34 protein-coding genes and 1 riboswitch are annotated in these 26,456 nt (G+C 44.6%); of the genes, 10 read left to right on the top strand and 24 right to left on the bottom strand.

What is annotated here, in order from left to right; all coding sequences use genetic code 11:
* Positions 1–42 precede the first annotated feature (42 nt).
* The 19 genes from ABXS78_RS12495 to ABXS78_RS12585 all read right to left on the bottom strand — a co-directional run bounded on the left by ABXS78_RS12495 (position 43) and on the right by ABXS78_RS12585 (position 15,305).
* Positions 43–1,434: a bifunctional UDP-sugar hydrolase/5'-nucleotidase gene (locus tag ABXS78_RS12495; RefSeq protein ID WP_366247481.1), complete on the bottom strand. Its 1,392-nt coding sequence runs from the start codon at positions 1,432–1,434 to the stop codon at positions 43–45.
* Positions 1,435–1,448: 14 nt separating this feature from the next.
* On the bottom strand, positions 1,449–2,264 hold the full coding sequence (locus tag ABXS78_RS12500) for a sulfite exporter TauE/SafE family protein (protein ID WP_366247482.1): 816 nt from the start codon (positions 2,262–2,264) through the stop codon (positions 1,449–1,451).
* Between the two features lie 75 nt (positions 2,265–2,339).
* Entirely contained in the window at positions 2,340–3,128 is a 789-nt protein-coding gene (locus ABXS78_RS12505) for an SDR family oxidoreductase (protein WP_366247483.1), read from the bottom strand.
* Positions 3,129–3,215: 87 nt separating this feature from the next.
* Positions 3,216–3,998, bottom strand: a complete 783-nt coding sequence (locus ABXS78_RS12510) for a DUF817 domain-containing protein (RefSeq protein WP_366249942.1) — start codon at positions 3,996–3,998, stop codon at positions 3,216–3,218.
* 123 nt (positions 3,999–4,121) lie between these two features.
* Entirely contained in the window at positions 4,122–4,334 is a 213-nt protein-coding gene (locus ABXS78_RS12515) for a helix-turn-helix transcriptional regulator (protein ID WP_038564903.1), read from the bottom strand.
* A 10-nt stretch (positions 4,335–4,344) separates the two neighbouring features.
* Positions 4,345–4,824, bottom strand: coding sequence for a DUF2975 domain-containing protein (locus ABXS78_RS12520; protein ID WP_095224336.1), 480 nt, complete (start codon positions 4,822–4,824; stop codon positions 4,345–4,347).
* 201 nt (positions 4,825–5,025) lie between these two features.
* Entirely contained in the window at positions 5,026–6,423 is a 1,398-nt protein-coding gene (gene sufB, locus ABXS78_RS12525; RefSeq protein WP_095224337.1) for a Fe-S cluster assembly protein SufB, read from the bottom strand.
* Between the two features lie 52 nt (positions 6,424–6,475).
* Positions 6,476–6,910, bottom strand: a complete 435-nt coding sequence (sufU, locus tag ABXS78_RS12530; RefSeq protein WP_366247484.1) for a Fe-S cluster assembly sulfur transfer protein SufU — start codon at positions 6,908–6,910, stop codon at positions 6,476–6,478.
* A complete protein-coding gene (locus tag ABXS78_RS12535) occupies positions 6,900–8,126 on the bottom strand; it encodes a cysteine desulfurase (RefSeq protein ID WP_366247485.1) in 1,227 nt (408 codons plus the stop codon). Before ABXS78_RS12535 ends, sufU begins: the two co-directional genes overlap by 11 nt.
* Positions 8,126–9,430 carry a Fe-S cluster assembly protein SufD gene (gene sufD / locus ABXS78_RS12540; protein ID WP_366247486.1) on the bottom strand — a complete coding sequence of 435 codons (1,305 nt, stop codon included), beginning with the start codon at positions 9,428–9,430 and terminating at the stop codon, positions 8,126–8,128. Before sufD ends, ABXS78_RS12535 begins: the two co-directional genes overlap by 1 nt.
* Before the next feature lie 17 nt (positions 9,431–9,447).
* Positions 9,448–10,227: a Fe-S cluster assembly ATPase SufC gene (gene sufC, locus ABXS78_RS12545; RefSeq protein WP_095224341.1), complete on the bottom strand. Its 780-nt coding sequence runs from the start codon at positions 10,225–10,227 to the stop codon at positions 9,448–9,450.
* 232 nt (positions 10,228–10,459) lie between these two features.
* Positions 10,460–11,287: a MetQ/NlpA family ABC transporter substrate-binding protein gene (locus ABXS78_RS12550; RefSeq protein ID WP_366247487.1), complete on the bottom strand. Its 828-nt coding sequence runs from the start codon at positions 11,285–11,287 to the stop codon at positions 10,460–10,462.
* A gap of 15 nt (positions 11,288–11,302) precedes the next feature.
* Positions 11,303–11,971: a methionine ABC transporter permease gene (locus tag ABXS78_RS12555; RefSeq protein ID WP_366247488.1), complete on the bottom strand. Its 669-nt coding sequence runs from the start codon at positions 11,969–11,971 to the stop codon at positions 11,303–11,305.
* On the bottom strand, positions 11,964–12,986 hold the full coding sequence (locus ABXS78_RS12560; protein WP_366247489.1) for a methionine ABC transporter ATP-binding protein: 1,023 nt from the start codon (positions 12,984–12,986) through the stop codon (positions 11,964–11,966). Before ABXS78_RS12560 ends, ABXS78_RS12555 begins: the two co-directional genes overlap by 8 nt.
* Before the next feature lie 95 nt (positions 12,987–13,081).
* Positions 13,082–13,183, bottom strand: a riboswitch (SAM riboswitch).
* A 59-nt stretch (positions 13,184–13,242) separates the two neighbouring features.
* Positions 13,243–13,572: a hypothetical protein gene (locus ABXS78_RS12565; protein WP_366247490.1), complete on the bottom strand. Its 330-nt coding sequence runs from the start codon at positions 13,570–13,572 to the stop codon at positions 13,243–13,245.
* Positions 13,573–13,659: 87 nt separating this feature from the next.
* Positions 13,660–13,962, bottom strand: a complete 303-nt coding sequence (locus ABXS78_RS12570; RefSeq protein ID WP_366249943.1) for a thioredoxin family protein — start codon at positions 13,960–13,962, stop codon at positions 13,660–13,662.
* A 15-nt stretch (positions 13,963–13,977) separates the two neighbouring features.
* Positions 13,978–14,328, bottom strand: a complete 351-nt coding sequence (locus tag ABXS78_RS12575; protein ID WP_038564869.1) for a toprim domain-containing protein — start codon at positions 14,326–14,328, stop codon at positions 13,978–13,980.
* 144 nt (positions 14,329–14,472) lie between these two features.
* A complete protein-coding gene (gene gcvH, locus ABXS78_RS12580) occupies positions 14,473–14,862 on the bottom strand; it encodes a glycine cleavage system protein GcvH (protein WP_093725748.1) in 390 nt (129 codons plus the stop codon).
* 83 nt (positions 14,863–14,945) lie between these two features.
* Positions 14,946–15,305, bottom strand: coding sequence for an arsenate reductase family protein (locus ABXS78_RS12585; RefSeq protein ID WP_366247491.1), 360 nt, complete (start codon positions 15,303–15,305; stop codon positions 14,946–14,948).
* Positions 15,306–15,415: 110 nt separating this feature from the next.
* Here ABXS78_RS12585 and ABXS78_RS12590 point away from each other — a divergent pair, with 110 nt between their 5' ends.
* From ABXS78_RS12590 to ABXS78_RS12605, 4 genes are all read left to right on the top strand, one after another.
* Positions 15,416–15,655: a hypothetical protein gene (locus tag ABXS78_RS12590; protein WP_095224346.1), complete on the top strand. Its 240-nt coding sequence runs from the start codon at positions 15,416–15,418 to the stop codon at positions 15,653–15,655.
* A 12-nt stretch (positions 15,656–15,667) separates the two neighbouring features.
* A complete protein-coding gene (locus ABXS78_RS12595; RefSeq protein ID WP_095224347.1) occupies positions 15,668–15,991 on the top strand; it encodes a spore coat protein in 324 nt (107 codons plus the stop codon).
* A 128-nt stretch (positions 15,992–16,119) separates the two neighbouring features.
* On the top strand, positions 16,120–16,542 hold the full coding sequence (locus ABXS78_RS12600; protein ID WP_095224348.1) for a MarR family transcriptional regulator: 423 nt from the start codon (positions 16,120–16,122) through the stop codon (positions 16,540–16,542).
* A gap of 53 nt (positions 16,543–16,595) precedes the next feature.
* Complete coding sequence (locus ABXS78_RS12605) at positions 16,596–17,666, top strand: ABC transporter permease (RefSeq protein WP_366247492.1); 1,071 nt, start codon at positions 16,596–16,598, stop codon at positions 17,664–17,666.
* A 36-nt stretch (positions 17,667–17,702) separates the two neighbouring features.
* Here ABXS78_RS12605 and copZ read toward each other — a convergent pair whose 3' ends face one another.
* Genes copZ through ABXS78_RS12620 form a run of 3 tightly spaced genes read right to left on the bottom strand, consistent with a single transcriptional unit; the run spans position 17,703 to position 20,609 of the window.
* On the bottom strand, positions 17,703–17,909 hold the full coding sequence (copZ, locus tag ABXS78_RS12610; RefSeq protein ID WP_366247494.1) for a copper chaperone CopZ: 207 nt from the start codon (positions 17,907–17,909) through the stop codon (positions 17,703–17,705).
* Between the two features lie 3 nt (positions 17,910–17,912).
* The gene (locus ABXS78_RS12615) at positions 17,913–20,297 is read right to left on the bottom strand and encodes a heavy metal translocating P-type ATPase (protein WP_366247495.1); all 2,385 of its coding nucleotides are present in this window, start codon (positions 20,295–20,297) and stop codon (positions 17,913–17,915) included.
* A gap of 12 nt (positions 20,298–20,309) precedes the next feature.
* A complete protein-coding gene (locus ABXS78_RS12620) occupies positions 20,310–20,609 on the bottom strand; it encodes a metal-sensing transcriptional repressor (protein WP_366247496.1) in 300 nt (99 codons plus the stop codon).
* Between the two features lie 167 nt (positions 20,610–20,776).
* Between ABXS78_RS12620 and ABXS78_RS12625 the strand changes: the two genes are divergently transcribed.
* The 4 genes from ABXS78_RS12625 to ABXS78_RS12640 are packed head-to-tail and all read left to right on the top strand — an operon-like array spanning position 20,777 to position 22,979.
* Positions 20,777–21,505, top strand: a complete 729-nt coding sequence (locus ABXS78_RS12625) for a metal ABC transporter ATP-binding protein (protein WP_366247497.1) — start codon at positions 20,777–20,779, stop codon at positions 21,503–21,505.
* On the top strand, positions 21,502–22,368 hold the full coding sequence (locus ABXS78_RS12630; protein WP_095224353.1) for a metal ABC transporter permease: 867 nt from the start codon (positions 21,502–21,504) through the stop codon (positions 22,366–22,368). The genes ABXS78_RS12625 and ABXS78_RS12630 overlap by 4 nt, the downstream gene beginning before the upstream one ends.
* Position 22,369: 1 nt before the next feature.
* A complete protein-coding gene (locus tag ABXS78_RS12635; RefSeq protein ID WP_095224354.1) occupies positions 22,370–22,786 on the top strand; it encodes a Fur family transcriptional regulator in 417 nt (138 codons plus the stop codon).
* 13 nt (positions 22,787–22,799) lie between these two features.
* Entirely contained in the window at positions 22,800–22,979 is a 180-nt protein-coding gene (locus ABXS78_RS12640) for a 2-hydroxymuconate tautomerase (RefSeq protein WP_366247498.1), read from the top strand.
* Positions 22,980–23,016: 37 nt separating this feature from the next.
* On the opposite strand, the gene ABXS78_RS12645 is transcribed toward ABXS78_RS12640, so the two are convergent.
* The gene (locus ABXS78_RS12645; protein WP_366247499.1) at positions 23,017–23,811 is read right to left on the bottom strand and encodes a VLRF1 family aeRF1-type release factor; all 795 of its coding nucleotides are present in this window, start codon (positions 23,809–23,811) and stop codon (positions 23,017–23,019) included.
* A 153-nt stretch (positions 23,812–23,964) separates the two neighbouring features.
* On the opposite strand from ABXS78_RS12645, the gene ABXS78_RS12650 reads away from it, so the two are divergent.
* A complete protein-coding gene (locus ABXS78_RS12650) occupies positions 23,965–24,399 on the top strand; it encodes a GtrA family protein (RefSeq protein WP_366247500.1) in 435 nt (144 codons plus the stop codon).
* A 28-nt stretch (positions 24,400–24,427) separates the two neighbouring features.
* On the opposite strand, the gene ABXS78_RS12655 is transcribed toward ABXS78_RS12650, so the two are convergent.
* Positions 24,428–25,873: a SulP family inorganic anion transporter gene (locus ABXS78_RS12655; protein WP_366247501.1), complete on the bottom strand. Its 1,446-nt coding sequence runs from the start codon at positions 25,871–25,873 to the stop codon at positions 24,428–24,430.
* Between the two features lie 127 nt (positions 25,874–26,000).
* Here ABXS78_RS12655 and ABXS78_RS12660 point away from each other — a divergent pair, with 127 nt between their 5' ends.
* The gene (locus tag ABXS78_RS12660; protein ID WP_095224362.1) at positions 26,001–26,447 is read left to right on the top strand and encodes a DUF2512 family protein; all 447 of its coding nucleotides are present in this window, start codon (positions 26,001–26,003) and stop codon (positions 26,445–26,447) included.
* Positions 26,448–26,456 lie beyond the last annotated feature (9 nt).

The raw sequence follows: 26,456 nt of genomic DNA on the forward strand, positions 1-26,456 counted from the left end.
CACCTCCGTTATATCCTATGTAGGAGAAACGGAGGTGTTTGCTCATTTTTCTATTTCCTGAAATGCTTCCAGAAGTAAATCACGGAGCATCTCCGGCATGAAATATGTCTTGCCTTCTGCTTGCTTTATATTGGGCAGCAAGCTGCCGAAAGTAAAGGTATCCGCCATTGCGGTTAAATAAAGCTTGGCAGGATCAAGCGGCTTACCGTGTATCTTTATGTTTACAGCCACTGGTTTTGCTTCTGTTCCTGTAATGTCGAACGTCAGTCCGCTGTAAATCATCTTTCCGATGACCTTCCCACGGAAGCCGAATCCTTTAAGAGGGAATGAAACAAAATCAGGCTGCAATGCAGCATTTACGATTTGCTCCAACGCTTCTCCAGTTAATGGAACTGTTGCCGGATTGATAGGATGTGGGCAGATCCGGTGAATATCCATATAAGAAACCGCCCCTGCCGGAAAGCTTTCCAGCAGCACCCCTGCGTTCAGAAAAGCGAGATCTGCCTTCGTCCATCTGCGCAGATAATCCGTCAACAGATCCATTGCACGAGAATCCTCATAAGGAGCACAAGGCATCGGATCTGGCAGAACGACGGCAGGTCGATGCATTGCTTTTGCTGCATTTTCCGAATAAACAGCGACATGCTCCGCTGTGTCTGCGTCATCCTTCAAATCTGCCACAGGAATAGCCCTGGCTCGCTTGTCGATAATACATCCCTGTTCTGTGTCCCAAGTGATCTCCACTTCACCGAAATGAAAGCCCTGCTTGCCTGCAGTCGTAATCAGACATTGGTTCACATATTCTCCTTCATGAAGCAAATGATGCGTATGCCCGCCGACAATCACATCGATTTCCGGAAAAGCAGAAGCTATGTCCCTGTCTGCATAAATTCCGAGGTGGGAAAGCAAAACAACCACATCGCAAGAAGAGCGAAGCGGGGCAATTTCACGCTTCAGAACTTCCATCGGGTCCTGGACGTTCCAGCCGATTAGATTATAGAAATCCGGAAACGGCGCTGTCAGTCCGATCATACCGACTTTTACACCGCCAGCTGTTTCGACCACCCAGGACGACTCCATCCAGCTCGGATCCCTCTCGGACTGTGAATGAAGGTTTGCGACTGCAACACGGAATTCCGCTTCATCGTACAAATGATAAAGGTCATCATAATCTAGTGTGATCCCTTCATTATTGCCGATTGTTGCGAAATCATAGCCAGCTTCGTTCAGCAGGCTGATATTCGCCTTGCCTCGGAATGCTTCTGCAATCGGACGTGCGCGATCGACATGATCACCGATATCAATCAGCCAGCACGTCTCGCCCGCTTCCTTCAGCTTTTGTTTATTTTCCTTCAGATAGCCGACAATCTTCGGCCAGTTCTCGAAATAGCTATGCAAATCATTTGTGTAGTTGATAGTCAGCTTTTCCTGCATCCTTCTCTACTCCTTTATGAAGACAAACCGTCCCAAATCAAACGGACAGCAACTAATACGAGCATGATACGCAATATCCAAACGACAGTATTTCCTTTCAGCATCTGGTTAATCCTCGCGCCGAGGAACCCACCAATAATCGCACCTGGAATAAAGGCCCATACAACGTTCCATTCCACATGCCCAAGGGAAATATGCATAACGGTACTGACGATACTGAGGAAAAAGACCATTAGCATACTTGTGGCAACAGCAACATGTGCTGGAAAACCGAACAGAAGGATCATGGCAGGCACCATGAAACTGCCCCCGCCAATTCCGAACATACCAGAAAGCAGTCCGACGAACAAAGACAGCACAAACGCCGCTATGAACCGGAAGCTATATGTATAAGTGGTCCCGTCAATCTCTTTTGTAACGATGATTCCTTTTGGATTAATCACTTCACGTTCCTTACGTTTTACGAAGAACATAAAGAAAACTAGCAGTACAAGTATGCCAAAGTATAACGAAAAACCATCACCTGATATAAAACGATTCAGGAATGAACCAAGAATAGCTCCTGGCAATCCACCTGCCAAGAAAATGAGTCCGCTTTTATAATCAACCCGTCCGCTTTTCATATATGTCAGCGTAGAAGTCAGGCCAGTAAAGATCATAAAGATGACAGACACACCAACGATTGCTTGTGGTGTAGCCCAGCTGAATTCATTCCAGAAGTTGCTCAAGATCAGCAGCGACGGTACTAGGATGATTCCTCCTCCCAAACCTACCAAACTGCCAAGCGCGGCTGCAAGGAGCCCTATTAGTAAACTTACGGCAAAAACCATGTGTATCCCTTCCATCTTTTCAACTGTAATAAAAAAGTATGACTGCATACAGCAGTCATACCATTATAACAGAAATCATTTGTATTTGACCGACCCGCCGTTCACCGGGAATTCTGCTCCAGTGACATACGTCGCTTTGTCAGAAGCCAAGAAGACAATCACATTGGCAATCTCCTCAGGCTTACCTATCTCCCCGCGAGGGATCTGACGGACTTCCTTCGCGAAGTAGCTGACTGCTTCCTCGCCTTCTTTATCGAACATATCGCTTAGCATATCGACCATGCCGCCCGGTTTGTTCCACATCGTTGTTCGTGTCGGACCAGGGGATACAACATTCACTCGAATCTCTCCGCCAAACTCATCAGACAAGGCTTGAGTCAAATTCAGGATAGCTGCTTTACTGCCGCTATAATCAATTGCAAACGAATCAGGTACATGGCCGCTCTCTGACGCAACATTGACGATGCTTGCACCCGGCTGTTTCTTCAGTTCTGGAATAGCTGCTTTCGTTAATGCTACTACAGCAAATAAATTCGTTTCGAAAGTCTCTCGCCAAATATCCAATGTTACATCCATGAAACTATCTTTATAGGTAGCAATCCCCGCAACATTCGCAAGGATATCCAGCTTTCCGAAATGAGAAACAGCCGCCTCGACCACTTTGTCAGCAGCTCCTTCATCTGTCAGATCCATCTCCAGCGGCAGAAAGGAAGAACGGTCTGCAATATCCTGCACATCCTCCACCGTCAAGCTGACACCGACAACCTTCGCTCCTTCATTCAAGAAGGCTTTCACCGTCTCCAATCCGATACCATCATTGGCACCAGTCACGATTGCTACTTTGCCATCTAAATTGTAACTCATGGACTTCATCTCCTTCGTTTCTTCACATAAAGGAAATGTTCCCAGAGGTTGTTACAGTCAAACATTATATCTCTCGCTTTACTATGCTCAGCTTGCCATATAATTTGTGTTCTTTCCCTTAAACTGCTTCAGCGTCGCTACTATAAGAAAGCTGACAATTACTAATAATAGCCACGAGCTCACCTTGCCTAAATGAACAAGGCTCCATGCTTCGGTTTGGTTCGGATATTCCCAAGCTCCGAAGAATGTAGCTATGTTCTCAGCTACCCAGATAAAAAAGCCGATGAGTACAAAAGATAACGCCAGCGGCATTCGGTAACGAATCCCGCCAACCTCGTAAGTAACCCATGCTCGCCAAAAGACGAGGAGTACCAGTCCAGATAGGATCCACCGAATATCAATCCAGAAATGATGCAGAAAGAAATTCAAGTAAATCGCAGCAGCAAGAGGAACGACAATAAGATACGGCGGCCACTTCACGAGATCCACTTTTAACCTTCTCCATGCTTGGCAAAGGTAACTCGCAACACTTGCGTACATGAAGCCGCTATACAAAGGAACGCCGAAGACTTTGAAATAGCCTTCTTCTGGATAAGACCAGGAACCCATATGTACCTTGAATAATTCAAGCGCAAGACCGATAAAGTGGAACACCGTAATCACCTTTAGTTCATCCCGTGTTTCAAGTCCGGAACGCAGCATCAGCCACTGCATCAAAAGGCAGATGATAAGCAGCCAGTCATATCGCGGCAGAAACGGGAGCGGAATAACTTGAGTCAAAGCCAAAGAAGCAAAGATAACGACGGGAAACAAACAGGATAAAGCCTGCTCCCACCCAAAACGAACAAGCTGCGTCAATGCTCCAAGCATTCTCGAAGCTAACGTTCTCTTTTGAAATAATTCCTGTCCTGCATAGTAAGTAATGTTTCGATTTCTATACATAGCCATATCCCTCCGGTACTCTCTTCGGCTTACCACATGTATGCTAATTCATTATTCTTCATCACTTCGGTATTCCAGGATATCTCCAGGCTGACAATCCAAAGCTTTGCAAATAGCATCTAATGTTGAGACCCGAATCGCCTTTGCTTTTCCGTTTTTCAAAATGGACAGATTCGCCATTGTAATTCCGACCTTCTCTGAAAGTTCTGTAACACTCATTTTTCTTTTAGCGAGCATTACATCAATATTTATAATTATCGCCATGTTGTTCACCTCAGACCGTTAAGTCATTTTCTGATTTAATATCAATGGCATTTTTCAGCAGTTTTTGCAGGACAGCAGCAAAAATTGCAACTACCAACGGCGCGAAGATAAGCGCCATTCCTACCAAAATAAGTCCTGGAGCATCGTCTCTCTCGGCAACGACATAAATTAGCGGCAGAAGTATAACGTAAACAATACTTATAGTTATAGCGCAGAGTTTAATATTCTTTAATGCCTTGACAGACAAATCGGAAAAAGCTACATTTTTGTCAATATAACCAAGCAGGCGAAAAGACTGATAAAGAGCTAGGAAATATGCCAATGCTGTTACATACAATCCAACCAAAGCAGGATATTTTAAAAATTCCACTTCCGGATAATAATCTGCCGAACCAAAAGCTATATTCGGAATCGCAAAAATACATAATGCAAGAACCGGTAAAGCCATTAGAAAGACAGCTAGCTTTAAGAAGAGTGTTTCTCGTTTCATTATAAGCACCTCACTTGTTTTTCTTAATTACGATCTTAATATATTATTTATCGTTTTACAATAAATAATTATTCAAAAACGAAAATTTTATATTGATTCTAATAGAAAAAGGAAACTCTTGTCTTCTCAAAAAAACATTTTTACACAACAAAAAAAGACGAACTTCAAGAGTTCGTCTTTTTCATATTAATAGTAAAGCTATTAACCGATGGAACCTTCCATTTCAAACTTGATCAGACGGTTCATTTCAACGGCATATTCCATTGGAAGTTCTTTCGTGAATGGCTCGATGAAGCCCATTACGATCATTTCAGTTGCTTCTTCTTGAGAGATACCACGGCTCATCAAGTAGAACAATTGCTCTTCGGATACCTTGGAAACTTTCGCTTCGTGCTCCAAAGAGATGTTCTCGTTGAAGATCTCGTTGTAAGGAATCGTATCGGAAGTGGATTTGTTATCCAGGATCAGCGTATCACACTCGATGTTGGAGCGAGCACCGTCTGCTTTCTTACCGAAGTGAACGATTCCGCGATATGTTACTTTACCACCTTGTTTAGAGATGGATTTAGAAACGATCGTAGAAGAAGTATTTGGTGCCAAGTGAAGCATTTTTGCACCAGCATCCTGATGCTGTCCTTTACCTGCAAGTGCGATGGACAATGTCATACCGCGTGCGCCTTCACCTTTAAGGATGACAGCTGGGTATTTCATTGTAAGCTTGGAACCGATGTTACCATCGATCCATTCCATCGTACCGTTAGCATCTACTGTCGCTCGTTTTGTAACCAGGTTATAGACGTTGTTCGCCCAGTTCTGGATTGTTGTATAACGGCAGTAAGCATCTTTTGCAACGAAGATCTCAACTACTGCACTGTGCAGGGAGTTCGTTGTATATACAGGAGCTGTACAGCCCTCTACGTAATGTACAGACGCACCTTCATCAACGATGATAAGCGTACGCTCGAACTGACCCATGTTTTCAGAGTTGATTCGGAAATATGCTTGCAGCGGAGTATCAGTCTTAACGCCCTTCGGTACATAGATGAAGGAACCGCCGGACCATACTGCTGAGTTCAAAGCTGCGAATTTATTATCGGAAGGCGGAATAAGCTTACCGAAGTATTCGCGGAACAAGTCTTCATTTTCTTTAAGGGCAGTATCTGTATCTTTGAAGATGATACCCATTTCTTCTAGGTCTTCTTTTAGGTTATGGTAAACAACCTCGGATTCGTACTGTGCGGAAACACCAGCAAGGTATTTCTGTTCAGCTTCCGGAATACCTAGCTTATCAAATGTGTTCTTGATTTCTTCCGGTACCTCGTCCCATGAACGCTCAGAACGCTCAGATGGTTTCACGTAGTAAGTGATTTCATCGAAGTCAAGCTCAGCAAGGTCACCACCCCACTGCGGCATTGGTTTCTTATAGAATTGCTCCAAGGATTTAAGACGGAAGTCCAGCATCCATTGTGGTTCTTCTTTCAATTTAGAGATTTCTTCAACGATTCTAGGTGTAAGGCCTTTTTCCGTACGGAAAATGGATACATCACGATCGCTGAAGCCGTACCGGTAATCTCCAATTTCAGGCGCTTTTTTAGCCATGGTAAAACCTCCTTATAGGATTACATCTATTTCACACGACAGTGTTCACGTTTTAGTTCTTTTCGACGCCTTGCTCCATTGCCTTCCAAGCGAGTGTTGCGCATTTAATGCGTGCCGGGAATTTCGCAACTCCCTGCAATGCTTCCACATCGCCCATTTCCAGATTGCCAGGATCGATTTCCTTACCTAGCATCATATCGGAGAACAGCTGAGACATCCGGAGTGCATCTTCAACGGATTTACCTTTGATGGCTTGTGTCATCATGGAGGCAGAGGACATGCTGATGGAGCAGCCCTCTCCTTCGAATTTCGCATCCTTCACCTTGCCATCCTCCACCTGGATCTGCAGCTGGATTCGGTCCCCGCACGTCGGGTTATTCATATCGACCACAAGAGCGTCTTCTTCCAGCTTACCACGATTCCGCGGATGTTTATAGTGATCCATGATCACTTGTCGGTAGAGTGTATCAAGGTTATTAAAAGACATTTCCGAAAAACTCCTTCGTTTTTGCCAGTCCGCTGACAAGTTTGTCGATATCGTCTTCGGTATTGTAAACGTACATGCTTGCACGGGCAGTAGCTGTGACGTCCAGCCAGCGCATAAGCGGCTGTGCACAATGATGTCCGGCACGGACAGCGATACCTTCTGTATCGAGAGCAGTCGCTGTATCATGCGGATGGACACCATCAATATTGAAAGTGACCACTGCAGAGCGTTTGTCTTTCGAAGGACCATAGATGGTCAGCCCCTCGATTTCGCTCATCCGTTCCATCGCATATGCAGTCAGCTTCTGATCATGTGCTTCGATATTATCCAGACCGATTTCAGTAAGGAAGTCAATCGCAGCGCCAAGACCGATTGCTCCTGCAATGATCGGAGTACCTCCCTCAAACTTCCAAGGAAGCTCCTTCCATGTTGAATCATACAGATGTACGAAATCGATCATTTCACCGCCGAATTCGACCGGTTCCATATTTTCAAGCAGTTCCTGCTTTCCGTAAAGGACACCGATTCCAGTCGGTCCGCACATTTTATGACCGCTGAAGCAATAGAAGTCACAATCAAGATCCTGCACATCCACCTTTAAGTGCGGTGCGCCTTGTGCGCCATCAACTAGAACGACAGCATTCTGCCGATGAGCAAGCTCGACGATTTCTTTTATAGGATTAATGGTTCCAAGAACATTGGAGACATGAGTCAAAGCTACGATCTTCGTTTGCGGACCGATCGATTTCTTCACATCTTCCATGTTCAACGTACCATCTTCGTTCAGTTCAAAGTATTTCAATGTTGCTCCGGTCGCTTTGACCGCCTGCTGCCACGGGATGATATTACTATGGTGCTCCATCGGTGTGATGATCACTTCATCACCAGGTTCCAAGTTCGCACGGGCGTAACTGTGTGCAACCGTATTGATTGCTGTCGTTGTACCGCGTGTGAAGATTACTTCCTTGGTGCTTCTGGCATTGATGAATTGCTGCACCTTTTCTCTAGCACCTTCATATTTATCCGTAGCCCGGGTTCCAAGTGTATGCACACCACGGTGTACATTGCTGTTGTCGTTCCGGTAATAGGCATCCACAGCTTCCAATACTTTTATCGGCTTATGGGAAGTTGCAGAGGAATCCAAGTAGACCAGCGGATGTCCGTTGACTTCCTGATGCAGGATCGGGAACTGTTCACGGATAGAGCGGGCATCCATTAGTTTACTTTCCCTTCAATTACCTGAGTCAGCTGATTTTTTACCGTTTCAATCGGCAGCTGGTTAACTACAGGTGCAAGGAATCCATGGATGATTAGACGTTCAGCTTCATGCTTCGTGATTCCGCGGCTCATCAAGTAATAAAGCTGAAGCGGATCTACACGGCCTACAGAAGCTGCGTGTCCTGCCACTACATCATCTTCATCAATCAAAAGAATCGGGTTCGCGTCACCGCGTGCACCTTGGCTAAGCATCAAAACACGTGTTTCTTGGGTTGCATCAGATTTGCTGGCACCATGTTCGATTTTACCGATACCGTTGAATACAGAGCTTGCCTGGTCTTTCATAACACCGTGGGACAAGATGCTTCCAACAGAATTCTTACCGAAGTGAACAATATTCGTCGTGAAGTTCTGGATTTGCTTTCCGCGTCCTACAACTACACTTTTCGCTTCGGAACCGGAGTTATCACCGATCAAGTGTGTAATATGCTCACTGATTGTGTTACCATCGTTCATTTGACCGATCGCCCAGTCAATGCGAGCATCACGGTAAGCTACACCGCGGCGTTTTGCATAGACAGTCGTACCTGCAGCATAGTTATCAACCGCACCATAAGATACGTTGGCATTATCTGCTGCAATGACTTCTGTCACAACGTTTGCGAATGTTGCTTGGTCAGCGTTATGTGAAATGCTGTTTTCAACATATGTTACAGCACTATTCGCTTCCGCAACGATCAAAATATGATTGAAGGAAGCTACTTTATCATCTTCCTGCCAGAAGATAGTTTGAAGCGGCTCGTCCACTACAACATTTTTCGGAACATAGACGAACACTCCGCCGTTCATCAATGCTGCATGCAGAGCAGTCAAACGATTTTCATCAATATTCACAGCATCCTTCATGTAGAATCTCTTCACCAAGTCACCGTGCTGCTGCAGGGCAGTGAAAATATCCGTGAAGATAACACCTTGGTCGCTCCATTTTTCGCTTAGAGCAAGGTATGCTGCACTATTATTACGCTGAACGTAAAGGTTTGGAGCATTATCCGTATCAATCAAAGCCGCCACACTTGCTGGCAGGCTTTCCAACGTATTGATTTTCTCCCCTGCTACTTCATGCACATACGTATCGAAATCCCAGTTCTTGATCCCAGTTTTATCGGGTTTTGGCATGTCCAAAGATTCCGATTGGGAAAGAGCTTGCTGACGAAGTTCCTTCATCCATTCAGGCTCATTGCGGGAACTGGAAAAACGGCTGATATATTCATCATTATATTGTTGCTTCGTTTCAACAGTCATAAGATCCCTCCTCCAGTTTACGCGTTAATTGTTTCGTCTTCGATGTTAAGCTCTTGTTTGATCCAATCGTAACCTTCTGCTTCCAAACGCTGAGAAAGCTCGGATCCGCCGGATTTCACAACACGGCCTTGCATCATAACGTGTACGAAATCAGGCTCGATGTAGTTTAGCAAACGCTGGTAGTGGGTAATAATTAGGCAACCGAAGTTTTCGTCGCGCAGTTTGTTGATACCTTTTGCAACAACTTTCAGCGCATCGATATCTAGACCGGAGTCGATCTCGTCAAGGATACCGATTTCAGCTTTCATCATAAGAAGCTGAAGGATTTCATTACGTTTTTTCTCCCCGCCGGAGAAACCTTCATTCAAGTAACGCTGTGCCATGTTCTTATCCATTTCAAGGAAGTCCATCGCTTCGTCCATCTCTTTGATGAATTTCATCAATGGAATCTCGTCACCTTCTTCACGGCGAGCGTTGATGGAAGAACGAAGGAAGTCAGAGTTTGTTACACCGCTGATTTCACTTGGATACTGCATTGCAAGGAACAGACCCGCACGAGCACGCTCGTCCACTTCCATTTCCAAAACATCTTCCCCGTCCAAAGTGATGCTTCCGCTAGTCACTTCGTATTTAGGATGTCCCATGATTGCGGATGCCAATGTAGATTTACCAGTACCATTCGGTCCCATTACTGCATGGAATTCTCCGCTCTTTATCGTAAGGTTTACACCTTTTAGAATTTCCTTATCTTCAATCGAAACATGTAGGTCTTTGATTTCTAAAACTGAACCTGCCATTTATAAACCCTCCGATAGCTGCTATTTTATAAGTTTCGATAATACGTTATTTAAACACATTATCAATTTATTCTCATTACAATCTTAAAGCATTATTAGACCATTATCAACTTTTTTACTAGATAAAAACACAGTTTTAACATGATCTTCTCCTATTGTATCACACATCCATTTCAACCCAAAAATATAGCCTCTGCTGAGAATTCCAGCAAAGGCATGAGAATAGTATTTCTTATTTATCGACAGGAAGAATCGCTCCGTCATAATTGTCTTCAATGAACTGTTTGATTTCATCGGAATGAAGGACATCCATCAATTTTTTCAATGCTTCATTGTCTTTGTTTTCTGCACGTGCAGCCACGATGTTGCCGTATGGAGAATCTGTACCTTCAAGGATCAATGCGTCTTTAGAAGGCGTAAGACCTGCTTGCAATGCATAGTTCGTGTTGATGACAACAAGTGCATCTTCTTCTGATTCATACGTATCCGGAAGGAATGCTGGGTCAACATCCATGCTGAATTTCAAGTTTTTCGGGTTGTCGCCGATATCATCCAAAGTTGCATCTACAGGTTCGACGCCATCTTTGATCGTGATAAGACCAGCTTCTTGGAAAATAGATAGGATACGGCCTTGCTCTGCTACGTTACGACCCATGATTACTTCTGTACCATCTTTAATATCATCGACGTTCTTGATATTTTTAGAATACACACCCATTGGCTCCAAGTGAACTGCTCCAAGGCTGATCAAATCGTAGCCAGTATCTGCATTGGAAGTCTCTAAATAAGGGATGTGCTGGAAGTAGTTCGCATCCAAGTCGCCGCTTTCCAAGTCATCATTCGGAAGTACATAATCCTGATATTCTTCAATCTCCAGATTGACTCCCTCTTTTTCAAGGATAGGCTGCGCTTCTTTAAGAATCTCTGCGTGTGGTGTGCTGGAAGCACCAACTTTGATTGTTGTTGTTTCTTCGTCGCCCGAGCCGCTGCCAGATGAACCGCAAGCTGCCAGGAAAATCATGAAAGCTGCTGATAAAATAACTAATAATGCCTTTTTCAAATGAATCCCTCTCCTTTATCGTTTATCTAGTTTATTTGAAATCAAGTCTCCAATGAATTGGAAGACGAATACAACAATAACGATTAATAGCGTACAGATAAATACAACATCAAACTGACGTCGCTGGAAACCATAAAAGTAAGCAAAGTCGCCTAATCCGCCTGCTCCGATAACACCTGCTACCGCTGTGGATCCGATCAGCGCAATTGCTGTTACTGTAAGACCAGAAACAAGGGCTGGCATGGATTCTTTCAGCAGTACTTTGAACATGATCGTACTGTTCTTCGCACCCATTGCCTTCGCGGCTTCCACTACCCCGTTGTCCACTTCCTTCAATGCAATCTCGACTAACCGTGCATAGAAAGGCGCTGATCCAATGATTAGCGCGGGCAATGCTGCCTCTGGACCACGGATGGTGCCGACTACAAAATCGGTGAAAGGGAACAAAAGTAATATTAGGATGATAAAAGGTATTGCCCTGAATATGTTGACGACAGCTGCTACAACTCCATAGACAACTTTATTTTCCCACAGCTTCCCTTTACTAGTCAGGTAAAGCAAAAGACCAAGGATGATACCGATGATGAATGTACCGATCAAAGAAAGGATTGTCATATAGAATGTCTCATAGATGGCCGTATTCAAATCTGCAATATCTACATTCGGGAACCACTTCTCAAACAAGTTCCTGCACCTCCGCTCTCACATTCGCTGCGCGGATGAAGTTCAGTGCCTTCTCCACTTCCTGTTCACTGCCTACCAGCTGCAGGAACAAATTACCGACTGCTCCGGTTTGTGTCTGCAGTACATTTCCTTGCAGGATGTTAATATCAACATCAAATTGTTTCGCAGTCTGGCTGACAACCGTCTGATTGACGTTTTCGCCGGAGAAGGAAAGTTTCACGATCGTACCTGTACCTTCTTTCACTACTGCTGCAGACAAGGAATCATACTGCTCGCTTCCATCCAGCTGCTGGACGAATCGCTTTGTGATATCCTGCTGCGGGTCTTGGAATACATGAGCAGCATCGCCTTCTTCTACCACTTTACCGGTATCCATTACAGCTACACGGTGGCAGATTTTACGGATAACATTCATCTCATGCGTAATCAATACAATAGTCAGACCGAGTCGTTTGTTGATGTCCACAAGCAAATCAAGAATGGAATCTGTTGTTTCCGGATCTAGTGCGGATGTTGCTTCATCACAAAGCAGCACTTTCGGGTCATTAGCCAATGCCCTTGCAATGCCGACACGCTGCTTTTGTCCGCCGCTCAGCTGTGATGGATAGGCATTTTCGCGCCCTTTCAATCCGACTAGCTCAATCAGCCGGTCTACTTTTGCTTTTCTTTCTTTTTTCGGCACACCAGCTATTTCTAATGGAAAAGCAATGTTTTGGTGTACAGAACGGGACCACAGCAGGTTGAAATGCTGGAAGATCATCCCGATTTCTTGTCTGGCAAGACGAAGCTCGTTTTTTCGCTGTTTAACGATATCCTTGCCATTAATGATTATTTCGCCGGCGGTCGGTTCTTCGAGACGATTCAGCAGGCGTACGAAAGTACTTTTTCCAGCACCGCTGTAGCCAATCACGCCGAAGATTTCACCCGACTCAATCGTAAGATTAAGCTGATCGACCGCTGTAATATTCTGTTTTTTTGTGCGATATGTCTTGGAGAGGTTTTTGATAGTGATCAATATCCGCTCCTCCTTCCTCATGTGGCTTTATAACCATAAAAAAAGCGTCTTCTTGTCCTGAGAACAAAAAGACGCATCTGCGTTCGATAATTGTTCTCTCATCTGTACAGGTTTCCCTGCAGGAATTGGCACCATACAGGAAAACCTGTGGTTGCCGGGCTTCATCGGGCCAGTCCCTCCGCCACTCTTGATAAGAGTTTGGTATATGATTGCTAAAAGGAGTTTAGCATCTAGTTAATAATCTTGTCAACATATTTTACATACTTCCTTGAGCTCCCAGAAATAGTAGTGCCTCCACAAGTAAAATATGCTGATAATCCCCCTCCACCACTTGCCTGTGACGGATACTGCGAAGCTGCACCTCGCCGCTAAGGAGCTCCTGCAATGTCTGCTCATCGGTACGTATATGTAAAATGCCATAAGGCTTGGAAGCTGGTGTCGTGAGGCTGCTTCTATCTATATGCAAATCGAAATGGGCATCCTCCCATTCAATGAAGACCTTCAGCCGCTTGTCATTACATAAAGGCAGCAAATCCTCCCTCACCTCGATCTGATGCTTGAGCTTTGTCAGTTTTTCGATGATCATCCGCCATCCCCTCCATATACTGTATTTGGCTCTTCTCGTTCTGATTTCCTGCAAGAAAAAACAGCTTTCCGGAAAGGAAAGCTGTTTTTATTCACTCAGCATCTTGGCCAGCATATGCTGGACGGATTGAAAAGCGTATATTTTTTCCTGAACTTCACCTTGTTTGAAGGTAATGAGACAAGGCACACTTTCAATCTGATGTTCCTGCATGAAATCAGGAAAGAGAGAAGCGTTCAGTTTATGATAGTATTCCTGGCCCATCATTGCCTCCACCGCAAGGAGCATTTTTTCAGCAAGCTGACATGTGCCGCAAAAAGGCGTGTGCACAAATATCCTTGCTTGCTCCTGGTGTATAACGGACTGGACCTCCGTTTTGATAATGTTAATAATTCATCCCTTCTTTCTTCAGACGAGGAAGAATGGATGCACCATGATACTTCTGCTAAGCAGGGCTGTGGCCAATTCTGGGGCCGGGGTCGCCGCTACCTCTCGATAGGTTCTGTCTACGTAAATATGCTGGGCATGCGGCAGCTCTCGTGCTAACTGTTTTCGCAGCTTATGACCAGCGCTGTCCTCATCCACCATAATATATACTTGCTTGTGATCCAAGTCATAGTCATACAACAGCTGTTCCAGCCGCTCGATGCCCAATGTTCCATTGGTGCAGATGATCGTCACTTCCTCATCGATGATCTTCCTTATCTGCTCTTTATCCGAGCGTCCTTCTACGATAATGACTTTTTCTTCATCACCCATACTGGCATCACCTATTCTGATCGATATTTGATTGCTTTCTTGCCCGAGCCCCCGAATAAAGGCAGCTTAGCAATGAACGCTTGCCATAGTATATGAAAAGAGACCGCTGCCCTTGCTAACAGATATCAACAAGGACCCAAAAAATTAATCCTCTTTAATCCGTCCTTCGTAATCCTCAACAGAAAGCAAGCTCTCATACGCTGCTTCATCGTCTGTTTCCACTACGATCATCCATGCTTTCTCGTATGGGGATTCATTTACGAACTCGGGGCTGTCGTCCAAATCTTCGTTCACTGCTACGACTTTACCGCTAATCGGAGCATACAGCTCTGAAACTGTTTTAACAGATTCGACGCTGCCGAATGGCTCGTCTGCTTTCAATTCGTCACCAACTGATGGAAGTTCCACGAACACGATGTCTCCGAGTTCATCCTGGGCGAAGTCGGTAATACCGATTCGATATTGATTGCCTTCTTCTTTTTTAATCCATTCATGTTCCTCAGTATAACGTAGATCTTTCGGTAAGTTGCTCATTTTTATTCCTCCACCTATTTTCTACAAGAATAGCTAACATATTTACTATAAGAGGTAATAGATAAAATTACCACCGTTTCTGCTTAATTCGAAGCAGTCACAGTTTCGTACACTTCCGGTTTGAAACCTACCGCTGACGCCTTCTCCCCAACTAATAGCGGTCGCTTGATAAGCATACCGTTTTCGGATAGCCATGACTTGAGCTGGGCATCATCTGCCTCTTTGATTTTCTCTTTATATCCGCCCTCCCGGTATACCTTTCCGCTCGTATTGAACAGTTTGGTAAGCGGCAATCCGCTTTTATCCGCTACCTCTTGCAAGATCTCCGGACTTGGAGGGTTCTCTACGATATGTATCGCTTCATAGGATACGTCATTCGCATCCAGCCATTTCTTTGCATTTTTACATGTACTGCAATTCGGGTACCAATAAAATCGGAACATACAGATCTCCTTCCTTTTCATACTGCTATTTTAGCATAGTCCTTTGCATCTTTCGCACAGAATAATCGCGAGGATCCCGGGTACGATAAAAAGGAAAAAGGAGGGATCCCATGCCAGCAGAAAATCAGCAAAATGTTATGCTGCAGCCGCCAGAAATGATCTCAGAAAAAGACTTACTGTATTTGAGCGATATGCTCAACTGGAACTTGAATGCCGCAAAAAAGGCACAGCATGCTGCCGGTGAAGTGCAGCTGACAGATGCCCAGGAAGCGCTGCACACTATCGGCCAGATGCATCAGCGCCATTATGATATGTTACTGGAGCATTTGAAGACAAAACCGCTCAATTAAGGAGGGAACGTTATGCCAGAGAATCAAAAGATAGAAAATCCCCAGACACCTGTCCCGACAACGCAGAACATGAATGACCGGGATCACGTCACTGATCTGCTTGCTACCGAAAAGTATATGACAGCTTCTTACAGCACGGCACTCAACGAAATGAGCAATCAGTCATTATATGAAACAGTAGCCCGTATGTTCAAGGAGACACAAGACTCCCAGCGAAATTTGTATAACTTGATGTTCCAGCATGGTTGGTACAGCCTGGAGCAAGCTCCGCAGCAAAAAGTGGAACAGGCTTATCAGCAATTCAGCAAAACACGTCAAGAACTTCCCTATACATGACACAGACGGACAATCAGCTGCTGATTGTCCTTTTTTTAAACAATCCAAAAAAATTATTGACGCAGAGGATACAAACCCGTAATATACTTGCATGTGCAACTATTTGAGCTATCTGAAAGGAGCGGACCATGAGCAGGACACAAGACGAGTTAGGACTGCTTTTATCCCGGACATACTTATCCTTGAAACGGGAAACGTCCCGCATGCTTCAACAGTTTGAACTGACACCAGAACAATTCTCCCTTATTGCGGAATTGGACAAGCAGGATAACATCACCCAAAAAGAGCTTGCCGACTTAACGGAAAGAGAGCAGACAACCGTTACGAAGATAGTCGATAAGCTTGTCAAAAAGGGACTGGTCACCCGCGGACATGATCTCCACGACCGCAGGGCAATCCGTTTGCAAATTACAGCAGAAGGCCGGGATCTGGTCAAAGATATCAAACCGAAGATAGAAGAAATCGAAAATCATGCTTATTTAGGTTTCCAACGGAAGGATATAGAATTGCTGCATACTCTGATTCGAAAGCTGCATCAGAATTTGCAGTGATTTTTTTCGCTAAATACATGCACGTGCAACTAATATAGAATGGAGTTTTTATTTTGCGTTTACAACCTTTGCGGGAAATGCTTAAAATCCCGAATACGAAAGTGGGCATGGCTTTTGCCATACTTGTCCCATTACTATTTTCCGTCATCTGGCTGACAGGCTATCATGATGCAACAAATCATCTGGACCGCTTGCATGTTGCTGTCGTCAATGAAGATGGCGAACAGGCCAATGCATTGGCAGAAAAAATGATGGATAATATGCCATTTGATGCGGATCTTGCTTCTTATGATGAAGCAAAGAAACAGCTGGATAAAAATGATATTACGATGCTGATTGTCATTCCGGAAGCATTCACCGAAAACTTAGCCAAACAGAGTGACACGACATTACAATTCTACTTGAACAGCTCCAACTCACAGGTTGCTTTATCGGCAGCTGAAAGTACAGCAAGACAAATGACGGACTCTATAGCTGGTTCCAATGTACAAGCAGAAATCATCAAAGAAAATCACATTGATAACTTCGCAACCAGCATGGTACCGATGATCCTTGGTTTCATCATCTTCATAGCTGTCATGACAATGAATATCCAAATGAACATTGTCACACAAATCCTGAGTCGCAAATTTGGCAAATGGCAGCTCTTCTGGAATAAACAGCTGCTTTTACTGATTATCGGTCTTGTCGTAACGACGATTATCGTAACGATTCATGCACTTGCAAACGATACAGCTGCTTCCTACATGCAGCTATGGGGATTCGAGCTGCTAGTTGTCTTTGCCTGCATCGCTTTCACACAGATGAGCTTTGCTATTTTCGGCAATGCTGGTGCTTTATTCAACGTTGCTATGATTCCGTTCCAATTGATGGCAGCCGGGAATATCATTCCGACAGATCTTTTGTCTCCTGTATTCCGTGTAATAGGCGCTGCACTGCCAGCTTCTAATGGGGTGCAAGGCTTCACTCAGCTAATTTACGCTGGAGAAAGTGTACCATCAACTATCCTTCATCTTGGATTGATCTTGATTATCACGTTCTTACTTACATGTGCAGCATTAATGCTGAAAAAACAGCAGCCTGTTCAGTTTGTTAAAAAAGACGAAAAAGCTGCAGCAGTATAAAAAGAAACCTCCGCATGCAGAATGCGGAGGTTTTTCTTATACTACTACATCATAACCTTGTTCTTCGATTGCTTCTTTCATATCATCTTTCGTCACTAATGTGTCATCATACACAACATCGACTTTTCCGCTGGCCAAATCCACGTCCACTCCTTGAATTCCTTCCAGTTCTCCTAGTGCTCCTTTGACTGCTTTCTCACAATGTCCGCAAGTCATCCCGTTTACTTGTAATGTCATTTCCATGTCTCATCTCTCCTTTAATTGTCTTTTCAATCGTAAAGCATTTGCTACCACACTGACAGAACTGAAGGCCATTGCTGCTCCAGCAAGCCATGGTGCCAGCAGACCGATTGCCGCGACTGGTATACCCGCACTGTTATATGCAAGTGCCCAAAATAAATTCTGTTTGATGTTGCGTATTGTTTTCGCACTATACCCTAATGCTTTTGGTACGAGTTTGAGATCTCCGCCAAGGATGGTCACTCCTGCTGCTTCTATTGCAACATCTGTGCCGGTGCCGATGGCAATTCCGATATCAGCGGCTGCCAATGCAGGTGCATCATTGATGCCGTCCCCTACCATCGCGACAGTAAAGCCTTCCTCCTGCAGAGCCGCAATTCGATCTGCCTTTCCAGTGGGAAGCACACTGGCAAAAACGGTGTCGATCCCAACTTTCGCCGCTATGCTGTCAGCTGTTCGCTGATTATCCCCTGTCAGCATGACTGTCCGGATACCTTGTGATTTCAATTGTTTAATAGCTTCTGCTGCATCTGGTTTAACGGCATCACTGACGGCGATGATCGATTCTATCTTTTTTTCTGCAGCAAGGTACATGACAGTCTTTCCTTCTTTTTCTAACGTATCAGCCTGGAGCTTAAAGTCTTCAAGCGGCACATTATTTTCTGTCATGAGTGCACTATTCCCAATTAGAATAGGAGTCCCTCCAACTATTCCTTTGATACCCCTGCCAGGTATATTCTCAAACGTTTCCGCTTCCTTGACTGGAAGACTATGCTCTTCCCCGTATTGAACAAAGGATTGGGCAAGCGGATGCTCTGATTGTTTTTCGAGCGCAATCGCTTCAGACAAGTGGTGCGCGTCACCAAAAATATCTGTCACCTGCGGTCTTCCTTGGGTGATTGTGCCAGTTTTATCGAAGACGACAGCATCTACCTTATATGCTGTCTCCAGTTGTTCGCCGCCTTTGAACAAGATGCCTGCTTCTGCTGCTTTGCCTGTGCCGACCATGATGCTTGTCGGAGTAGCGAGTCCCAGTGCACAAGGGCATGCGATTACCAATACAGCGATAGCTGCTGTCAAAGCTGGAGCCATCTCCCCTGGATTCACCAGGAGGATCCATACTGCAAATGTAAGTATACTAATTACTATAACTGCCGGAACGAAAAACGAAGAAACGCGATCGGCAAAGCGCTGGATAGGTGCTTTGGATCCTTGAGCACGTTCTACTGCACGAATGATTTCCGCAAGAACTGACTCTTCATTTGAATGTGTCACTTTTACTTGGATTGTTCCATTTCCATTGACTGTAGCACCTGCTACCTTATCGCCAATATCTTTGCTGACTGGAATACTTTCTCCAGTGAGCATCGATTCGTCAACATGGGTACTGCCTTTCACAATGATGCCATCTGCAGGAAGTTTCTCTCCGGGGCGTACAATAACGATATCACCCTGCACCAGCTCTGCAGCCGCAATTTTCTCTTCCTGTTCCCCACGCAATACGGTCGCTTCTTTCGCCTGTAAGCCGATGAGGGAAGTGATTGCTGTAGTAGTTCGCCCTTTCGCCATCTTTTCCATATATTTACCAAGAAGAATCAAGGTGATCAAAATGGCACTCGTCTCAAAATAAAGCGCAGGCATATGTCCGCTGCCTTGAAAACGAATTACTTCATATAAACTGTAGAAATATGCTGCACTTGTGCCGAGCGCAACCAGCACATCCATATTAGCTGACCCGCTGCGTAAGCTATGATAAGCTCCTCTGTAAAATTGCCAGCCGATCAAAAATTGAACTGGTGTAGCCAATAATAGCTGCACCCACGGATTCATGAGGATATGCGGTACTTCATACAAGCCCAAATGTCCGCCCATTGTAGCGAGCAGCGGCAAAGATAGCAAAGCGGATAGCAGTAGTTTCATTTGCATCATCCGGATACCTTTGTCTCTGGCTTGCTCATTTTCTTCCCTGGATTTACGCAGGCTTGCATCATAGCCTAATTTCCGGATGCGCTCGATAAATTCATCTGTACCTGTAAGCAGCGGATTATAGCGGATGGCTGCCGTCTCTCCAGCCAGGTTGACAACAGCTTGCTGGATGCCCTCCTGCTTGTTCAGCACCTTCTCGATTCTTGCTGAACAGGCAGCGCAAGTCATTCCTTTTATATCAAGGGAAACTTCCTCAGGTTCCACTCCGTAGCCTAGCTTTTCAAGCTTACCTGTTAAATCTGTTTCATCCACCTGGTTCGGATCAAAAGAGATTGCTGCCTTTTCTGTTGCCAGATTGACATTGGCCTCTACCGTATCCATCTTGTTCAGCACTTTTTCGATACGGGTGGCACATGCAGCACAAGTCATACCGGTAATGGGTACTGTTACTTGCTTCTTCTTCATATGGACCGCCTCCTATTTGCCGAATTGCTGCAGTACTTTCATCAATTCATCAATGGCCTCTTCCCCATCTCCATGCTGAATTGCATGGGAAACACAATGCTTCATATGTCTTTCGGTTACTGCGGCTCCGGTTTTTTTCAGTGCCGCCTGAATAGCTGATATTTGAACAAGGATATCCACACAATATCTATCTTCCTCGACCATGTTCTGAAGTCCTCTAACTTGTCCCTCGATTCGTTTGAGCCGATTAACAAGCGCTTGCTTCTCTGTCGTAGTCCTTGATTTGACTGGCTTTTTATCTGAATGTTCCATAGCACACCTCCTTTATACCCCCTATAGGTATACAAATATAATATACCCCCACCAGGTATATGTCAATAAATTGATTTTAAATCGAAACGATTATGATTTACAAATCGAAATGATTACGATAGAATAAGTCTTTGTGAAGAAGTACGTGATTAGAAAGGTGATAGAAAATGACATCTATCCTTCAAATAGATACTATTAATTTCTCATATGAACAGAAGGCTGCCTTACGCGAGGTCTCCCTTCAAGTAAAAAAAGGTGACTTCCTCGGTTTGATCGGTCCAAACGGCGGGGGTAAAACAACATTGATCAAGCTGGCACTTGGAATGCTGCAGCCTAATAATGGCTCCATCCAGCTTTTTGGACAGTCTGTTTCTTCCTTTAAGGACTGGAATAAAGTGAGCTTTGTATCCCAAAAGGCGAATGCCTTCAATAAAGGTTTCCCAGCTACTGTTTTCGAAGTAGTCGCAATGGGGCTTACCCCGAAAATCGGTTATTTCCGCAGATTCTCCGCTAAGCACCGGGCCGCTGTAAAGCAAGCTGTTGCGCAAGTGGATATGAGCGATTATCTGCACGAAAATATCAGCAGTTTGTCCGGAGGCCAGCAGCAGCGCGTTTTCATCGCCAGAGCGCTTGTAAGCCAGCCGGAATTGATCATACTCGATGAGCCGACTGTTGGAATCGACCACGCCAATGTGAAAGGCTTCTATGAATTATTGCAGCGGCTGAATGAGGAAAAAGGACTTACCTTAGTGATGATCACGCATGATTTGGCTGGGATTGCGCATTATGCATCCAAACTTGTTTATTTGGATCAGCAAGTCCAATACGAAGGCAGCCCAGAACAATTCAGCCTGCCTGAAACCGATTTACATGTATTGCGAGGTATTCATGCATGATTGCTGATTTTCTTCAATTTGAATTTTTACGAAATACACTATATACCGGTCTGCTAATCGGCTTGATTGCTCCATTACTCGGCTGCTTCATCGTCGTACGCAGACTGTCTCTGATTGCGGATGCCCTATCGCATGTAACCTTAGCAGGTATTGCATTCGGACTGTTGCTGGAGAAAAAGCTGGCAACTCCTGTGATAACACCGTTTTATGCGGGTCTTGGGTTCTCGGTTGCAGCATCACTGCTAATCGAGAAGCTTCGCAGCATGTTCCGTAACTTCCAAGAAATCGCTATTCCGATCATCCTTTCTGGAGGAGTCGGCTTGAGTGTTATTTTCATATCTTTGGCTAATGGTTTTACAACGGATCTTTTTTCTTATCTATTCGGATCTGTATCTGCTGTCAGCAGTGAAGACCTGCGTGTTATTGTGATCATCTCAATTATTGTCCTGCTAGTCATCGGATTCTTGTACAAGCAGCTGCTTGTGCTTTCCTTTGATGAAGAGCATGCGCGTGTCAGCGGCTTGCATGCAAGAGCAATCCATTTTATCTTCATGCTGCTGACTGCCCTTGTCATTGCAGCGAGCATCCGGATCGTTGGTGTGCTGCTCGTCTCTGCCTTGATGACAATACCTGTAGCAGCAGCCATCCGTCTGGCAAAGGGCTTTAAATGGGCAATGATACTGGCTATCCTCTTCGGGGAGACATCCGTTATTGTCGGCCTCTTCTCTGGTTATTATTTTGAAATACCGCCAGGGGGTACTATTGTTGTCGTATCGATCCTGATTCTTCTGTTGAGTTTCATCATTCAAAAGCTGCTGCTTGCGAACAAACGAAAAGCGGCATTCGAGAAAGGAGTTTCCTGATATGCAAGTGGACGAAGGTATTGCGATTCTGAAGGAAAATGGTCATAAATATACGGATAAACGCGCAGATATCCTAGCTTATTTTATCCATGCCAAAGGATATCGAAGTGCAAAAGCACTGCTTGCTTTCATGGAAACTAGCTATGCTGGTATCAGCTTGGATACTATCTACCGCAATCTCCGTCTTTTCGAACAGCTGGAGCTGCTCGAATCCCGTGAAAAAAACGGAGAAAAGCTGTTTAAAATCGCTTGCAGAAGCGGCACGCATCACCATCATTTCATTTGTGAAAGCTGCGGACTGACCAAACCGCTCCAGAAATGTCCGCTGCCAGTTTACACAGAAGAACTTGCGGATTATCATGTAAATACACACGCTTTCGAGCTTTATGGTCTTTGCCCGACGTGTCACAATCGTTAAGGAGTCGATATATATGCCAATCATTACAGTTAAAATGCTGGAAGGCCGAACGGATGAACAAAAAGAACAAATGATCAAGAAAATGACCGACGTGATGGTCGAGACAACTGGCGCTCGCGCAGAAGCAGTTTCCATCATCATCGAGGAAATGAACAAATCAAATTATGGTGTCGCAGGAAAGCGCCTATCCTAATGAAAAAGCAGCATGCCAGTTTGGCATGCTGCTTTTTTTATAGTATCACTTCCTCCAGCACTTTCCGTTCCTCCAGCTCGAAGAGGTTTTTACCTTCCGTCTGCTGGACCTGCTTCTGCATATAACTCTCGATCAATTTGGCTTCTTCTTTATTACCGACGAGGTGGATGCTTTTCCATTCTCTATCTTTTGCGAGCTTATCAAGGTCAGGTGCAAGAGATTTGTACCAGCGCTTCTGGTTAGCTTCCAAGCGGTTCTCGATCGTGTCCTTCTTCGATCCTTTTCCGCCTTTCCCTTTAATGGACAATGCCCGCTGCGGGCTAGCCTGCACCTTCCATTTCTCGGTGTCTAAATCCATCTCATATATCTTTGTGTCATTTATCTTCCCTAGGACGGCATCGATTACTTTGACTTGATTTCTTTGCACCAGAATGACGCCTGACTCTGGAAATTTTTCATACAGAGCCTGAAATTGATCCAGCTTCGGCTCATCTTCCCAGTGAAATTCTGTCGTGACTGGCATTTGGAGGCATTCCGCAAACCAAATATCATCCGCAGATGCAAACACGACACAGCTTTTTTTCATGCTTTGACCGTTATCCTCCAGGAACGCTTTCACCTTATCCTTCACTTTCAAGAATTGCTCCAGCTCCTGGGGGTCGTTCTTGAGATATGTTTCGAAGTTCTTCAATCCATTCTTTACGTGAATCTTCCATTCGCCACCTGTCTGATCACGGTTGGCGGGATCCGTATTCACATACATGCTAAGTACTTTCTGAGGATGGCGCTTGGCTTTTTGTGCGAGTTTCTCCATGTCCTTTGCGTAACACAAACTGCAATCACTCCTCTTACAAATTTGCTTAGTAAAGTAAAACTAGCATATAGCACTACATACCACATACAAGCTGATTGAAACGTTAAAAAGGAAGGAAATAAGGGAATGATGTTAAGATCGAACTATGTTACCTGAAGGCTGTGATAAATCATGTTAAAAAGGACCCGCACACAAATCCTGCAATTTACGTCTATTGGCGTACTTAACGCAGCAGTTGACCTAGTCGTACTCAATATATTACTACTTATCTGGCCAACGAAGAATAATCTCCTGCTGCTGCTTTTCAATACCATCAGTTATTTAGTATGTATTTGGAACAGTTATTATTGGAATACGAGATTTACGTTCCGTAAGCAGAAAAAATCAAGCAGAGCAGAGAAAAGTCTGTTCTTTGCGCAAGCTTTAGTTGCATTAGTAATCAGCAATCTTGTTTTCATCGCGGGTCTAGCTATCCTCCGAACAATTACGTTTGTATCCTTCCCGGCATATATTGATAATAATATAGCCAAAGGAGCAGCCATGTTCCTCTCTTCGGCCAGCAGCTTCCTATTCATGAAGTACATTGTGTTCAAGAGAAAAAAATAGGCGTATACCATGCGGTATACGCCTATTTTCATGCCTGGATATAAGCCGCACGTCGATCAACGAGTGCTTGACTAGCATGGTCGAGATTACGGACATCCACCTGAATGCCATATTCCCTATATTTCAGCACTAGCTTGTCCAATGCTCCTACTGCTGAATCATCCCACAATCTCGCTTCCTGAAAATCCAAGATGATTTGCTGCGTATCCTCCCGTTTCGGATCAAATGAAGCTAGAAAATCAGTTACCGAAACGAAAAACAGCTGTCCTTTGACCATATAGACTTTCTGTCCTTCTTGCTTCGTTCCTTTGACATTCACTTTTGATATCTTGGCTGCAAAGAACACAGCGCTCATCAGTACCCCGATAATGACACCGACAGACAGGTTGTGCGTCCACAGCACAGCTGCAACTGTCACGATCATGACTGCAGCATCCGTCAGCGGCATCCGATGCAGATTACGCACCGATGACCAGTCAAACGTTCCGATACTCACCATGAACATAACCGCAACAAGTGCTCCCATCGGGATTTGGACCAAAACATCATTGAATACGATTATAAGCAGCATTAGAAACGCACCAGCAATAAAGGTAGACAGACGGGTCCGTCCGCCAGCTTTAACATTGATGACAGATTGTCCAATCATGGCGCAGCCAGCCATCCCACCGAAAAATCCAGCAGCAATATTAGCAATACCCTGGCCGCGCGCTTCACGGTTTTTATTACTGTTTGTATCTGTATAATCATCCAGCAACTGCGCCGTCAGAAATGTCTCCATCAGACCCACGATAGCTAAAGCAATAGCATATGGAAAAATGATTTGCAGTGTTTCCATATTGAACGGAACATCCGGTATGAAGAAGGAAGGCAAAGCCTGCTTCAATTCACCCATATCCCCGACTGTTTTTGTGGAACTATGCGTAAGTGCTGCGATTATGGTCATAACGACAATCGCAACAAGCGGAGATGGAATAGCTTTCACAAAACGCGGCAGCACATAGATAATCACTAGTGCACCAGCCACGAAAGCGTAGATTTGCCATGACTCGCCCTCGAAATGAACGAGCTGCGCGATGAAAATCAAAATGGCTAAACTATTAACGAAGCCTATCATGACTGGCCGCGGAATAAAGATCATCAATCTTGCTACTTTAAAGACGCCGAATAAAATTTGGATGATCCCGGTCAATATGGTTGTAGCGAAAAGATACTGCAATCCATGATCAGCGACAAGACTCCCCATTACAAGTGCCATCGCACCAGTGGCAGCAGATATCATCGCTGGCCGTCCGCCTGCAAACGCGATGACAACGGCAATACAGAAGGAGGCATATAATCCGACCATCGGATCTACGCCTGCAATAATAGAAAAAGCAATTGCTTCCGGAATAAGTGCTAAGGCAACTAAAACTCCTGATAATACATCCTTCGGTACATTAGAAAACCATGCTTCTTTTATATTTGTAATCATGTACGACATAAACTCCTATCTCTTGACTTACAGCAGGTTATTATACCATATTCTTTAGAACCGTTGCAGCTGTGTATACCAGTAATCAAAACTGGACATATTGTATAAAAAAAGCAGCAGGTGAACAATGATGAAACATGTCAAAGCCATACTTCTGAAAGGGATATTCGCCTTTGCGATCCTTTATCTTTTCGCAGGTTTAATCTATCAATTATCCTTTACCAAGGTATTCCAGCTTACAATGATCCTCACTGTAATAGGCTATTTGATCGACATGCTATTACTGCCCAGCAAAGCAAATAAGACAACAGGATGGCTTGATTGTATATTCTTCACCATTGTCAGCTGGATGCTCATTGTTCTAGCGACTGATGGTCCTGTACATCCATTAGTAAGCGCGATACCAGCAAGCTTGATTCTTGCATGGTTGGACGGGACGTTTTTGCATGCTTACGTACGGAAATATGTGATTCGAAATGGCAAAGATCAATATTATAATGTCATTTTCCTGGATCAGTTTCGTGCAAAAATTGCTGGGGATCTGCCGATACGCGGTCCACATAAGGATTCCTGAAGCCGATGC

It is taken from the genome of Terribacillus aidingensis, assembly GCF_040703035.1.
GTDB lineage: Bacteria > Bacillota > Bacilli > Bacillales > Amphibacillaceae > Terribacillus.